14 protein-coding genes and 1 pseudogene are annotated in these 12,501 nt (G+C 45.7%); 11 read left to right on the top strand and 4 right to left on the bottom strand.

What is annotated here, in order from left to right; translation table 11 throughout:
- Positions 1 to 148: 148 nt before the first annotated feature.
- Entirely contained in the window at positions 149 to 1,111 is a 963-nt protein-coding gene (locus tag B3850_RS10280; RefSeq protein WP_286874817.1) for a DUF4097 family beta strand repeat-containing protein, read from the top strand.
- An 85-nt stretch (positions 1,112 to 1,196) separates the two neighbouring features.
- Entirely contained in the window at positions 1,197 to 2,591 is a 1,395-nt protein-coding gene (gene dnaB, locus B3850_RS10275; RefSeq protein WP_053954192.1) for a replicative DNA helicase, read from the top strand.
- 13 nt (positions 2,592 to 2,604) lie between these two features.
- On the opposite strand, the gene B3850_RS10270 is transcribed toward dnaB, so the two are convergent.
- From B3850_RS10270 to zur, 4 genes are read right to left on the bottom strand one after another with little or no spacing between them, the layout of a single operon-like run.
- Positions 2,605 to 3,075, bottom strand: coding sequence for a chemotaxis protein CheX (locus B3850_RS10270; protein WP_053954193.1), 471 nt, complete (start codon positions 3,073 to 3,075; stop codon positions 2,605 to 2,607).
- 3 nt (positions 3,076 to 3,078) lie between these two features.
- Positions 3,079 to 3,585, bottom strand: a complete 507-nt coding sequence (locus B3850_RS10265) for a DUF6702 family protein (RefSeq protein WP_286874816.1) — start codon at positions 3,583 to 3,585, stop codon at positions 3,079 to 3,081.
- The gene (locus B3850_RS10260) at positions 3,575 to 5,905 is read right to left on the bottom strand and encodes a M1 family metallopeptidase (protein ID WP_286911711.1); all 2,331 of its coding nucleotides are present in this window, start codon (positions 5,903 to 5,905) and stop codon (positions 3,575 to 3,577) included. The genes B3850_RS10265 and B3850_RS10260 overlap by 11 nt, the downstream gene beginning before the upstream one ends.
- Before the next feature lie 25 nt (positions 5,906 to 5,930).
- Positions 5,931 to 6,371: a zinc uptake transcriptional repressor Zur gene (gene zur / locus B3850_RS10255; protein WP_053954195.1), complete on the bottom strand. Its 441-nt coding sequence runs from the start codon at positions 6,369 to 6,371 to the stop codon at positions 5,931 to 5,933.
- A gap of 168 nt (positions 6,372 to 6,539) precedes the next feature.
- Between zur and dusA the strand changes: the two genes are divergently transcribed.
- The 9 genes and pseudogenes from dusA to B3850_RS10210 all read left to right on the top strand — a co-directional run.
- Complete coding sequence (gene dusA, locus B3850_RS10250; RefSeq protein ID WP_414654260.1) at positions 6,540 to 7,547, top strand: tRNA dihydrouridine(20/20a) synthase DusA; 1,008 nt, start codon at positions 6,540 to 6,542, stop codon at positions 7,545 to 7,547.
- Between the two features lie 180 nt (positions 7,548 to 7,727).
- The gene (locus tag B3850_RS10245) at positions 7,728 to 7,997 is read left to right on the top strand and encodes a hypothetical protein (protein WP_286874812.1); all 270 of its coding nucleotides are present in this window, start codon (positions 7,728 to 7,730) and stop codon (positions 7,995 to 7,997) included.
- A gap of 168 nt (positions 7,998 to 8,165) precedes the next feature.
- Positions 8,166 to 9,386, top strand: coding sequence for a dipeptidase (locus B3850_RS10240; RefSeq protein ID WP_058576140.1), 1,221 nt, complete (start codon positions 8,166 to 8,168; stop codon positions 9,384 to 9,386).
- Positions 9,387 to 9,609: 223 nt separating this feature from the next.
- Positions 9,610 to 9,921 carry a 30S ribosomal protein S10 gene (rpsJ, locus tag B3850_RS10235; RefSeq protein ID WP_053954198.1) on the top strand — a complete coding sequence of 104 codons (312 nt, stop codon included), beginning with the start codon at positions 9,610 to 9,612 and terminating at the stop codon, positions 9,919 to 9,921.
- Between the two features lie 38 nt (positions 9,922 to 9,959).
- Entirely contained in the window at positions 9,960 to 10,598 is a 639-nt protein-coding gene (gene rplC / locus B3850_RS10230; RefSeq protein ID WP_053954199.1) for a 50S ribosomal protein L3, read from the top strand.
- An 18-nt stretch (positions 10,599 to 10,616) separates the two neighbouring features.
- The gene (rplD, locus tag B3850_RS10225) at positions 10,617 to 11,222 is read left to right on the top strand and encodes a 50S ribosomal protein L4 (RefSeq protein ID WP_053954200.1); all 606 of its coding nucleotides are present in this window, start codon (positions 10,617 to 10,619) and stop codon (positions 11,220 to 11,222) included.
- The gene (rplW, locus tag B3850_RS10220) at positions 11,219 to 11,521 is read left to right on the top strand and encodes a 50S ribosomal protein L23 (RefSeq protein ID WP_053954201.1); all 303 of its coding nucleotides are present in this window, start codon (positions 11,219 to 11,221) and stop codon (positions 11,519 to 11,521) included. Before rplD ends, rplW begins: the two co-directional genes overlap by 4 nt.
- 14 nt (positions 11,522 to 11,535) lie before the next feature.
- Positions 11,536 to 12,360: a 50S ribosomal protein L2 gene (gene rplB, locus B3850_RS10215; RefSeq protein ID WP_053954202.1), complete on the top strand. Its 825-nt coding sequence runs from the start codon at positions 11,536 to 11,538 to the stop codon at positions 12,358 to 12,360.
- A gap of 16 nt (positions 12,361 to 12,376) precedes the next feature.
- Positions 12,377 to 12,497 (top strand): annotated as a pseudogene (locus tag B3850_RS10210) (ribosomal protein S19 family protein); the annotation flags it as partial.
- Positions 12,498 to 12,501 lie beyond the last annotated feature (4 nt).

The raw sequence follows: 12,501 nt of genomic DNA, 5'->3' as shown, positions 1-12,501 counted from the left end.
ACCGATTAAAAAAAGCTGCCTCCGGGCAGCTTTTTTTTTGCCTTCGGTATACCTTATGTAAAGCTTTTCAGCAGGAAGTTAATTTTACTGAGCCAGTCATATTAGCCTCAGAGTCAACAACTGAAAGAAATTTAACCGGGAGAATGACATGAAAACATTAATAACTCTATTAACCAGTGCTTTGCTTTTGATAACTTCATCAGCTCTGGCACAAGACAAAGTCGACAAGGAGCTTGAGGTTTCGCCAACCAGTAGACTGTCTATTGATAATATGCGAGGAAAGCTGGAGCTCATTACCTCTGAAACTGACAGTGTAAGAGTTGTAGGAACACTTGATGAAGAAGCTGAAGAGTTTATCTTTGAGAAACGGGGGAACACCCTATATGTAGAGGTTAAAACCCCTCAAAATAAAGGCTTTAGTTTCTCTTCGTCTGATTCAGACGGATCAGATTTAAAAGTGTATGCACCAGAGTCAATGGATATCGATGTTAAAGGTGTATCTATGGATGTATTGGCTGCTGGTTTTACCAACGATTTCGATGTGCGTCTGGTGAGTGGAAATATCAGTGTTAGTGACATTAGTGGGTTAATACATCTGAAAACGGTGAGTGGCAATATTAATTCAAAACGAGCGAGTGGTAACGGCAGTTTCGAGACAGTCAGCGGAGACATAACGGATACGGAAAATACGTCTGCTGAAGGCTCCTATCAGGCGGTTAGCGGCGATATCATTGTCGAATCTGATAGTCTGTCAGACATTACTATGCAGTCTGTCTCGGGTGATATTAACGCAACACTTGGCATTTTAAGTCACGCTAAAATGACAACCGTGAGCGGCGATGCACAGTTGACCTCAGGACTGGCAGAGTCTGCTCGAGTCGAAGCCAAGTCAGTCAGTGGCGACTTAGACTTTGAATGGCGGGGTGACTTACATGCTAATTTCTCCATCAAATCAAACGCGGGTGGAAAAATCACTAATCGTTTAACCGATGAGAAAGTAGAAAAAGCTGAATGGGGTCCATCATCAACATTAGAATTTAAACTCGGCGATGCAACGGCGGATGTCTCTGCCACAACAGTCAGCGGTGAAATAACGTTAAGCAAAGACTAGTTTCATCGGCAAACTTGCTTTCTAATTAAGAGGGGATTTTGTATAGTACTCCCCTCTTTTTTATTTCCTATCTTAGGTTTTTCGGATGGCAGAAACAGCAAGAAAACGTGATGCATCGGTGGAAGCACTGCGCTCTGCGCCTCATTCCATAGAGGCTGAGCAGTCGGTTTTAGGCGGCCTTATGCTTGATAACGACGCATGGGACAGTGTTGCCGGCAGCGTCATTTCGGAAGATTTCTACCATCGCGCGCATCGCTTAATATTCAAAGCAATGAATGAGCTGGCGCAGCGCAGCCAGCCTATGGATCTTGTAACGGTCTCTGAGTCTTTAGAAACAGCCGGTGAGCTAGAGCAGATTGGGGGGTTCGCCTATCTTGGTGAAATCGCCAAGAACACTCCGAGTGCTGCGAATATACTTGCTTATGCCAATATTGTCAGAGAGCGCGCAATTCTGCGCGAAATGATAGGGGCGGCTAATGACATTGCCGAGTCGGGTTATGACACCCAGGGCAGAAGCAGTGCCGAGTTATTGGATCTCGCCGAATCTAAAGTGTTTAAAATTGCGGAAAAACGAGTAAGCTCAAGCGAAGGGCCACAAGGTATTAATCAGATTCTTGAGCGTACTGTAGGAAAAATAGAGCAACTCAGTAAGCTCAAGAACAACAATGGTGTGACCGGTGTTTCGACTGGCTTTACAGATTTGGACCAAATGACGGCAGGTTTACAGCCGTCTGACTTGGTTATCGTTGCTGCCCGCCCGTCGATGGGTAAAACGACCTTTGCCATGAACTTGGCCGAGAACATTGCACTTAATGACGATAAGCCAGTACTGGTATTTAGCTTAGAGATGCCTGCAGAGCAGCTGATGATGCGTATGTTAGCGTCGTTAAGCCGCGTTGATCAGAACAAAGTGAGAACGGGTAAACTGGAAGATGATGACTGGGCCAGAATAGCGTCGGTCATGAATATGCTTAACGATAGAAATAATATCTATATTGATGACTCATCGGGATTAACGCCGACGGAAGTCAGGTCTCGTGCGCGTCGTGTTCATAGGGAGCATAAAGGGCTTTCTATGATCATGGTCGATTACCTTCAGCTTATGACTGTCCCGGGTATGTCTGAAAACCGAACGCTTGAAATTGCGGAAATATCGAGGTCATTAAAGTCTTTAGCGAAAGAGTTAGAGGTACCGGTCGTTGCATTGTCACAGCTAAACCGCTCACTAGAACAACGCTCAGATAAGCGTCCGGTTAATTCGGACTTGCGTGAGTCCGGCTCAATAGAGCAGGATGCGGACGTTATTATGTTTATTTACCGAGATGAGGTGTATCACCCTGATTCTGCTGAAAAAGGTATGGCCGAAATTATTATTGGTAAGCAGCGTAACGGACCTATCGGGAAGGTCGATTTGAAATTCCACGGGCACTTATCGAGGTTCGACAATTATGCCCGTGCTGCAGACGACGACCGATATTAGTCGTCGTTCTGCGTTACTTTATTTTGTCGAAGCAAATTTCGATGTAGGCTTTGCCGGCAACGTGGTTGAACGGCATTATAAGTTTCGAGCCTTCAGACTTATGTGAAATAGTGTGGTCTTTTCCTGACACGACTATCGGCGTTGCCATATCAAAGTCGTATCCGTTTTCACCTAAGGTCTTCTTAGCGCCACCTGTCACCATATTGGTAATTTCACCCACCATGTCGCAGACGTCTTCGTTTATACTGTCAGGCAGCTCGCCGAGCATCTTATTCATGATTTCGCAAGCGAGGTTCTCTTCAAAAGAAATCGAAAAAGATCCCTTAACTTGAGGACCGACCATGCCGATAATCCCCGATACATCGCCACGGGCATACTCATCTTTTTTTAACTGAGCCTTCCCAGGTTTCAATTCCATTTGAGCCATCATCGACAAGACATTTTGCAACGCTTGAAGAAATGGGTTTACAAACTCGGCATTCATTATTTATTCCTTACTGTCTTTCTGGCAGTTAATGATATCAGTTCTGTTTTCATCCGTTAATATCAGGCTACGGTTACCGTACCTATCAACAACGTTGACAGTATTCACTTGCGCGGAAAAACTGTCGAATAACAGGGTATTAGAGACTTCCCATCCGCACAGATTTTTTTGCTTAGGTAGCTCTTGGTAGACCCATATTTTCTGATAGTCGGCTTCAAAACCAACCCACTTCAGGCTCGCTTCTTCGCTTTTGGTGTTTTTGACTGAGAAGTTATCCGTGACCCATTGCTGTAACACAGCCTCTGCGTTTTCTTGATCTAGACTAAACCGCTCGCCTGTTAACTTGCTAAGCGCATGCTGAACGTCATGTAACGTATACTGATGAACAAACTCAACGGCTCCGGTGTTTTGGTTACTGCTTATCTCGGTTAGTCCAAAAAAATAGCGATGTGCTAACGCAGGAAGCGTCAGCACAACACCGATTACTAGGGCGAAAACTTTAACTTTCATCGTCTGACTTCAACTTCTCATCATAACGCTCCATTAAACTGTCTTTACGGTCGTCGCGCTTGAACAGTTCAATTCTTGATGGAACGGCACGTGCCGGCCAGTAGTTATTGGTCGTATCGACGTCGGCAGTTTCCCAGTTCGGGTCAATGACTACCTGAGTTAAGGTTTTATCGCGTATTAATAGCTTACTAACCTGCTCTGGAGAGCGGCGCCATATCTCCGCTGGAATACGAACATGTTCTTTACTGCCATCTTCATAGTGCAAGTCGAGCAAAATAGGCATAACCAAGCCGCCGATATTCGAAAAGTCGAGCACATAGAAGTTACTGCCATTTTCGAGCATTGCTTTTTGCTCTTCGTTCAGTCCTTTTAACAGCTCGTTGTATTCGTTTCTATCGGCATTCGTGACGGTAAACTCGTCATTCTCGTTATAGAAGTCGGCCAGGTGGGGCTGCTGATGAATTTTATAATTGACATCGGCATTACGCTTCGTTGTTAACGAAGTTGGCTCTTGTTCTTTTTGCTCCCGCTGCCACGCTTTTTCCACTTCAGGGTCTTGCGTGTTTATTGTCAGTAAATGCACTTTATCCAACGAAATATCTACATGGTCAGTAGAATAAAACCAGCCGCGCCAGAACCAGTCCAAATCAACGCCAGAGGCATCTTCTAATGTTCTGAATAAATCCTCTGGGGTTGGGCGTTTGAACTTCCAACGGTGAGCGTACTCACGGAATGCGAAATCAAACAATTCGCGGCCGACAATGGTTTCACGCAAAATATTGAGAGCAGTTGCAGGCTTACCGTAGGCGTTATTGCCGAATTGGAGTATCGACTCTGAGTTGGTCATTATTGGCATTTGGTTAGCGCTTGCCATATAACGGGTAATATTGCGCGGCTCACCCCGCCAGGACGGGTAGTCTTTTTCCCACTTTTGTTCAGCCAGGAACTGTAGGTAAGTATTAATACCTTCGTCCATCCAAGTCCACTGACGTTCGTCGGTATTCACTATCATTGGGAAATAAATATGACCAATTTCATGAATGATAACTGAAATGAGCCCGTACTTAGTACGCGCTGAATAGTATTTCTCTCCGGATTCTTCATCGACGTAAGGACGAGGCCCGTTGAAGGTTATCATTGGGTACTCCATACCACCGACTGGTCCATTTACAGAAATAGCGACCGGGTATGGATAGTCAAAGCTATAGTCGTTGTAATGTTCAATGGTATGAATAATCGATGCTGTCGAATAGCGCTCCCAAAGCGGGTTCCCTTCTTCAGGATAAAATGACATTGCCATGACATCAGTGTCATTCTTTTTATAGCCCTGTGCATCCCAAATAAATTTGCGAGAAGAAGCCCAGGCAAAGTCGCGCACTTTGTCGGCTTCGAAAACCCAGGTTTTGGTGTCGTCTGTGCCTTCCTTTTCGTTCTCTAAAGCTTCTTCTTGAGTAACTATTTTGACAGGCTCATCTGAATTACGGGCTAGCTCTAAACGCTGACGCTGGGTCGAAGTTAGCACCTCATTCGGATTTTGTAGAACGCCGGTTGATGCGACAACATGGTCGGCAGGAACGGTAATTTCAACACGGTAGTCACCAAACTCTAGTGCAAACTCACCGTTGCCAACAAATTGTTTATTCTGCCAGCCTTCAACATCGTAGTAAGCGGCCATGCGAGGGAACCACTGTGCCATTTCATACAGGTAGTTACCATCGTCTTCGAAATACTCGTAACCACCACGACCACCGAGCACGTCGGCTTCGATGATGTTAAAAGCCCAGTTGATATTAAAAGTGACGCTTTCACTACTTTCTAACGGCTCGTCTAAGTCCAAACGCAGCATTGTATCGTTGACATAATGAGAGAGTGGCTCACCGTTGTCATAGCTAATTTCTGTCAGCTCGTACCCTGCTGGAAAACTTTCCTGGGTCATCATGCTTTCCATACGGGAAAAGCTAATTCGCTCAGGCTTGCTGGTGCTGTCTGACTGGGGGCCTATGGAGTCTTTGCGGAACCGGTTTTGGTCAAGCTGAACCCACAAATAGCGCAAAGTATCAGGTGAGTTATTGGTGTAGGTGATGGTACTTTGAGCAGTAATGCTCTGATTCTCATCATCCAACTGTACTTTTATATGATAGTCAGCTTCTTGCTGCCAATACTCGTGCCCCGGAGCACCAGAAGCTGTGCGATAAACGTTCGGACTGCGAAATTTATCGTCATTCAGCTGACGAAACTTATCTTCAAATGCCTGAGCATGGCTTGCTTGGCTAGTCGCCAATAAAACCGTCGCCGTTAGCGCATATAGATATAACTTCATAGTAAAGACCTGTTTAGTTTTTATTTTAATGGCATTTAGTGCACAAGCCATGTGCTTCTATTGTTTGCTGTTCAACCTTAAACCCTTGAGCTTCGGCCTGGTGCTTTAGCTCGTCGTATACCCCTTCAGATTGAATTTCCTGAACATCACCGCAAGAGTCACAAATAAGCATTTGCACTGGGTGTTGATGATCGAAATGCGTACAGAGAACAAAGCTGTTAGACGACGTTATTTTGTGAACAAAACCTTGTTCCTGAAGAAAGTCTAACGCTCTGTAAATGGTTGGAGGTTTGGCGTTGGGTATCACTTCCCGAAGTTGGTCGAGTAAGTCATAGGCACCAATGGCTCCGGACTGTTCGGCTAAAATAGTGAAAACCTCACGTCGGGCGGTGGTTAGCCTTGCTCCTCGTTTTTGACAAAGAACTTCAGCTTTTCGAATTAGTCGTTGCGCTTCTTGACGAGTCATTAGCCTGGATATTTAAAAAAAGTTAAAGCCATTGTAGTGAGTTTTGTGGTTAAGTGAAAGGCTTTTACCTTAAGTCTGGACACGACTCATCCTTACTAATTTCTGTGCTGATATAAGCCGTGGTTTACGATAGAATAGGGCGCTCAGTTTGACAGTAGTAAATAAGGAATACCGGCAGTGGCAACAGCTTACAATTACAGATTATCAGTGGCTCCGATGCTGGATTGGACCGATCGTCATTGCCGTTACTTTCATCGTTTACTCACGAAAGAAACCTTGCTTTATACTGAAATGGTGACAACAGGCGCAATTATACACGGTAAACAGGACTTCTTAGCTTATAACGAAGAAGAGAATCCCGTGGCTCTGCAACTTGGCGGCTGTAATCCTGAAGATATGGCTCGATGCGCAGCTTTAGCTCAAGAGCGTGGCTACAATGAAGTTAATATTAATGTGGGCTGTCCATCTGATCGTGTTCAAAATGGTAGCTTTGGTGCTTGTTTAATGGCAGAGCCTGCAGCTGTCGCAGACTGTGTAAAAGCCATGAAAAAAGCAGTCGATATTCCGGTAACCGTCAAAACTCGGTTGGGTATTGACGACTATGACAGCGATGACTTCCTTTATGCGTTCACTGACTCTGTTGTGGACGCTGGAGTTGACCAACTGACCCTGCATGCTCGAAAAGCCTGGCTTCAGGGACTTAGCCCGAAAGAAAACAGAGATATTCCGGAGCTGCAGTATGACCGGGTTTATAAAGCTCAGGAGCGCTATAAAGGCTTTCCTGTTGCAATAAATGGCGGTATTAAAACAACGGAAAGCATTGTTAACCATTTACGGAATGTCCATGGCGTGATGGTTGGCAGAGCGGCTTACCAAAACCCTTGGCTATTAACGTCTTTTGACGAAACTCTCGGTTGCGTGGCGAACTCAGTTTCCCGTGAGGAGGTCGTCGAAGCAATGATCCCTTACGTTAACAAGCATATTGCCAGCGGCGGTAGAGCTTGGCATGTTGTCAGGCATATGCTTGGGCTTTTTCAGGGGCTTCCCGGGGGCAAGCGTTGGCGGCAGTATTTGAGCATTAAAGGCCCCAAAGCACAAAGCGGCGAGTCCCTTTTAAAGGGCGCCCTGGACTTTAAAAATGATCACAAAAAACCGATAAGCGAATTAATGACATAAAAGCTTAAACCTCATTTGGAAACTCACTAATAAGTGGTGATTCTCACCACTTCCTTTTCATCTCTAAAGCGCCAAAATATAAATAAACTAATTAAAAACAAAAGCTTATAAAATTGGCACAACCTTTGAATTAGTTTTAGCGACTTAACTAACGCAATGACTAAATCAAAGGAGAACCTCATGAAAGCGTTAATTATCGGTGCAGTCAGTGGTGTTATGTTGTTCAGTTCATCAGCTTTTGCTTCAGACAAGCAGGAGATGTCTTTGTCGGAAGAGGTACAAACGCAAGTCACTCAAATGACAGTAGAGAGTTTGCAGTTAATTAAAAACTCGGCGGTAGCGTCACTACAAGAGTGGGCGGCAGAAGCATTTTCTTTAGAGACAACTGTGGTTGCTGAGTCGTCTAAAGAAGAGCTTCCGGAAGACAATAAAGCCAAGCAAATTCAGTAGGGTGAAGCATGATTATCTTTGAGCCCTGGTGGGTTGGCTGGTTAGCAGCTCCGGTAATAGGTACGTTAATTATCGGAGCTGCAATGGGATTGAGCGCATCAATGATGCGACAAGGTTAGACTTTTGCTAATCTGCGTGTATCTCTAAAAACAATAATGAGGAATACGCATGTTAAAGTCATTACTTGCCGCATCCATTTTGGTTGCTGTAACCGGTTGTGCAACGGCCAGCCAATCATCATCGAACGAACAAGAAACCCAATATCAAGCTTCTGAAAAAGCAATCAATTTAGCGCATGAGTATTTGCTCGTGGATACGCATATTGATGTTCCGTATCGCATCCGTGACAAATGGGACGACGTATCCGTTGCAACCAAGGACGGTGATTTCGATTACCCAAGAGCGGTAGAAGGTGGCCTCGATGCGCCATTTATGTCCATTTATATACCAGCCTCTTATGAAGAAAGTGGTGGCAGTGTTCAGTTGGCACATGAATTGATCGATGGCATGGAAGCATTGGTTGCGCGTGCCCCTGATAAATTTGCGATGGCATATAGCACTGACGATATTCGTGCGAATAAGGAAAAAGGCTTAATGTCGATAGCGCTGGGCATGGAAAACGGAACCCCCATAGAAGGTGACTTGGATAACCTACACATGTTCTATGAGCGTGGTATTCGCTACATTACGTTAGCTCACTCGCTGTCAAACCACATTTCAGACTCATCGTACGACATACGCCGCCAATGGGATGGTTTAAGTCCTTTTGGTAAGAAGCTCGTCAAAGAAATGAACAAAGTGGGGGTGATGGTTGATGTCTCTCACATTTCAGACGATGCGTTTTACCAGGCTGTTGAAATTAGTGAAGTGCCTGTTATTGCCTCTCACTCATCGTTACGTAAGTACACACCAGGTTTTGAGCGTAATATGAGCGACGACATGCTTAAAGCTTTGGCTGAAAATGAAGGTGTGATTCAAATTAACTTTGGCTCGTCATTTCTTGCGGAACAGGCTAACCGCTACCGCGACATGATGAAAAAACGTATTAGCGCCGTGAAAGAGCAGTATGGAGCCGATAGCGAAGAAGCGAAGCGTCGCATCGCTGACATTGAAGCAAATAACCCGTATCCGTTCGCAACACTGGAAACGGTACTGGACCATATTGACCATGTAAAAGCGCTTATTGGTGTTGAACACATTGGGGTGGGCTCTGATTACGATGGAGTAGGGGACTCTCTCCCGGTTGGATTAAAAGATGTTTCAGACTACCCAAACCTGGTTCAGGGACTGCTTGATCGTGGTTACTCTGAGAAAGAAATACAAATGATTCTCGGCGAAAACTTAATGCGTGTTTGGAAAGCGGTCGAAGATTACGCTGAAGGACACTAATTAAGAGCTTTTAAGTCTTGACACAAGGCCGCGAATCCGTATAATTCGCGGCCACTCCATGAATTTTTAGCGAAAGCTTTTTATTTATTGGGGTTCGACAACAGTCCCGATTGGGGACTGAACGGTTGACGTAGAATATCGCACCCCCGGTATGTGCCAGGGAGGTTGCGGTTTTCTGTGCTCTTTTTTAAATGCTCTTTTTTATTGAGGCTTTGATTTATTTATGGCTAATCAAAGAATTCGGATTCGTTTGAAAGCGTTCGATCACCGTCTGATCGACCAGTCGACTGCAGAGATCGTAGAAACTGCAAAACGCACTGGTGCTCAGGTACGTGGTCCTATCCCACTGCCAACACGGAAAGAACGCTTCACCGTGCTGACTTCCCCACACGTGAATAAAGACGCGCGTGACCAGTACGAAATCCGCACCCACAAGCGTCTGATTGACATCATGGACCCAACTGACAAAACCGTAGACGCGCTTATGCGTTTAGATTTGGCAGCTGGTGTTGATGTACAAATCAGCTTGGGTTAAGTGGGCAGTAATAGGATTACACACGAGAGGTTTTAACAATGGCTATAGGTCTAGTCGGTCGTAAAGTAGGAATGACGCGTGTCTTCCAGGAAGACGGCGCTTCTGTTCCTGTTACTGTGATCGAAGTGCTGGCGAACCGTGTGACTCAGATTAAATCTGAGGAAACAGACGGTTATCGTGCCCTTCAAGTGACCACAGGCGAGAAGAAAGCAAGCCGCGTAACCAAGCCTTTAGCGGGTCACTTCGCTAAAGCTGGTACTGAGGCAGGTCGTGGTCTTTGGGAATTCCGCCTGGAAAATGGCGAAGGCGAAGACTACGCAGTTGGCGCAGAACTGACTGTTGAAGTTTTGGCAGAAGTTAAGAAAGTAGACGTTACTGGTACTTCAAAAGGTAAAGGTTTTGCTGGTGCTGTTAAGCGCTGGAACTTCCGTACCCAGGACGCTACTCACGGTAACTCATTGGCTCACCGTGCGCCGGGTTCAATCGGTCAAAACCAGTCGCCTGGTAAAGTATTCAAAGGCAAAAAAATGGCTGGCCAAATGGGTAATGAACAAGTCACTACGCAATCACTTGAACTCGTTCGAGTTGATGCAGAGCGCAATCTTTTATTAATAAAAGGTGCGGTACCGGGAGCAACCGGTGGTGATGTTATCGTTAAACCTGCGGTCAAGGCATAACGTCTGAGGAGAATAGTGATGGAATTAACATTGAAAGACGCAAAAGGCGGTCTTGAGGTTTCCGAAGCTACCTTTGGACGTGAGTTTAATGAAGCCCTTGTCCATCAAGTAGTTGTAGCATACGCTGCAGGTGCTCGTCAGGGCACTAAAGCTCAGAAGACTCGTTCTGAAGTAGCAGGTGGCGGTAAGAAACCTTGGCGTCAAAAAGGGACTGGTCGTGCTCGTGCGGGTACTATCCGTAGTCCAATCTGGCGTTCTGGTGGTGCAACGTTTGCGGCTAAACCGCAAAATCACACCCAGAAAGTTAACAAGAAAATGTACCGTGGTGCGATTAAAAGCATCCTTTCAGAGCTCATTCGCCAAGAGCGTTTGGTCGTTGTTGAGAAGTTTGGTGTTGAAGCGCCAAAAACGAAGCAACTGGCTGCGAAGCTTAAAGAAATGGATATGAATGACGTTTTAATCGTGACCAAAGAAGTTGATGAGAACCTATTCTTAGCGTCTCGCAACTTGCATAAAGTCGACGTGCGTGACGTTCAGGGTATCGACCCTGTCAGTCTGATTGCTTTCGAAAAAGTATTGATGACTGCAGACGCCGTCAAGCAGCTTGAGGAGGTGTTATCATGATGCGCGAAGAACGTTTGCTTAATGTGATTGTAGCACCTCACGTTTCGGAAAAGTCGACAATGACTGCTGAAGGCAACAACACTGTTGTATTCAAAGTTGCTGTTGATGCGACAAAAGCCGAAATCAAAGCAGCTGTCGAAAAACTTTTTGAAGTTGAAGTCAAAAACGTACGTACCGTCAAAGTTAAAGGTAAAACCAAGCGTACCGGTTTCCGTTTCGGAAAGCGTAACGACTGGAAAAAAGCGTATGTTGCCTTGAAAGAAGGTGCTGACATTGACTTCGCTGGCGGCGCTGAGTAACAGGAGGAATAAACATGGCTGTAGTTAAAAGTAAGCCTACGTCTCCGGGTCAACGCCACAAGATAAAAGTCGTTGGTCAGGATCTGTACAAAGGCAAGCCTTACGCACCATTGCTGGAAAAGAACAGCAAGTCTGGTGGTCGTAACAATAACGGTCGTATTACGGTTCGTCATATCGGCGGTGGTCACAAGCACCATTACCGTATTATCGACTTTAAACGTAATAAAGACGGCATTCCTGCAAAAGTGGAGCGTATTGAATACGATCCGAACCGTTCAGCAAACATTGCTTTGGTTCTGTATGCAGACGGTGAACGCCGTTACATTTTAGCGCCTAAGAACTTGAAAGTGGGTGACCGCATTCAATCTGGTTCAGATGCGCCTATTAAACCAGGTAACACTTTGCCAATGCGTAATATCCCAGTGGGTAGTGTTGTGCACGCTGTTGAATTACAACCTGGTAAAGGTGCGCAGATGGCTCGTTCAGCTGGTGCATATTGCCAAATCTTGGCGCGCGATGGTGCTTACGTAACCATTCGCCTACGTTCTGGTGAAATGCGTCGCGTTCAAGCTGAAGGCCGCGCTACTCTTGGTGAAGTTGGTAACGCAGAACACATGCTGCGTCAATTGGGTAAAGCCGGTGCAAACCGCTGGCGTGGTATTCGTCCTACCGTACGTGGTGTGGCGATGAACCCAGTTGATCACCCACATGGTGGTGGTGAAGGCCGTACTTCTGGTGGTCGTCACCCAGTAAGTCCATGGGGCACGCCGACCAAGGGCTACAAAACCCGTAAGAACAAGCGTACTGATAAGTTCATCGTACGTCGTCGCAACAAATAAGAGTTGAGGATTAAACATGCCACGTTCTCTTAAAAAAGGTCCATTTATAGACCTTCACCTGCTAAATAAGGTGGAGAAAGCGTTGGAAGCCGGGGATAAAAAGCCAATTAAAACTTGGTCCCGTCGTTCAATGATCATCCC

Source organism: Idiomarina sp. UBA4520, from assembly GCF_002388365.1.
GTDB lineage: Bacteria > Pseudomonadota > Gammaproteobacteria > Enterobacterales > Alteromonadaceae > Idiomarina > Idiomarina zobellii.
Note: the sequence above shows the minus strand (reverse complement) of the source record. Positions and strands in the feature narration are given on the sequence as shown.

Coding starts and splice junctions, on each gene's coding strand:
- zur (WP_053954195.1), bottom strand. CDS start 6,371: ATGACTCGTCAAGAAGCGCAACGACTAATTCGAAAAGCTGAAGTTCTT.
- B3850_RS10245 (WP_286874812.1), top strand. CDS start 7,728: ATGAAAGCGTTAATTATCGGTGCAGTCAGTGGTGTTATGTTGTTCAGT.
- rplD (WP_053954200.1), top strand. CDS start 10,617: ATGGAATTAACATTGAAAGACGCAAAAGGCGGTCTTGAGGTTTCCGAA.
- B3850_RS10240 (WP_058576140.1), top strand. CDS start 8,166: ATGTTAAAGTCATTACTTGCCGCATCCATTTTGGTTGCTGTAACCGGT.
- B3850_RS10270 (WP_053954193.1), bottom strand. CDS start 3,075: ATGAATGCCGAGTTTGTAAACCCATTTCTTCAAGCGTTGCAAAATGTC.
- B3850_RS10265 (WP_286874816.1), bottom strand. CDS start 3,585: ATGAAAGTTAAAGTTTTCGCCCTAGTAATCGGTGTTGTGCTGACGCTT.
- B3850_RS10280 (WP_286874817.1), top strand. CDS start 149: ATGAAAACATTAATAACTCTATTAACCAGTGCTTTGCTTTTGATAACT.
- rplB (WP_053954202.1), top strand. CDS start 11,536: ATGGCTGTAGTTAAAAGTAAGCCTACGTCTCCGGGTCAACGCCACAAG.
- rpsJ (WP_053954198.1), top strand. CDS start 9,610: ATGGCTAATCAAAGAATTCGGATTCGTTTGAAAGCGTTCGATCACCGT.
- rplW (WP_053954201.1), top strand. CDS start 11,219: ATGATGCGCGAAGAACGTTTGCTTAATGTGATTGTAGCACCTCACGTT.
- B3850_RS10260 (WP_286911711.1), bottom strand. CDS start 5,905: ATGAAGTTATATCTATATGCGCTAACGGCGACGGTTTTATTGGCGACT.
- dnaB (WP_053954192.1), top strand. CDS start 1,197: ATGGCAGAAACAGCAAGAAAACGTGATGCATCGGTGGAAGCACTGCGC.
- rplC (WP_053954199.1), top strand. CDS start 9,960: ATGGCTATAGGTCTAGTCGGTCGTAAAGTAGGAATGACGCGTGTCTTC.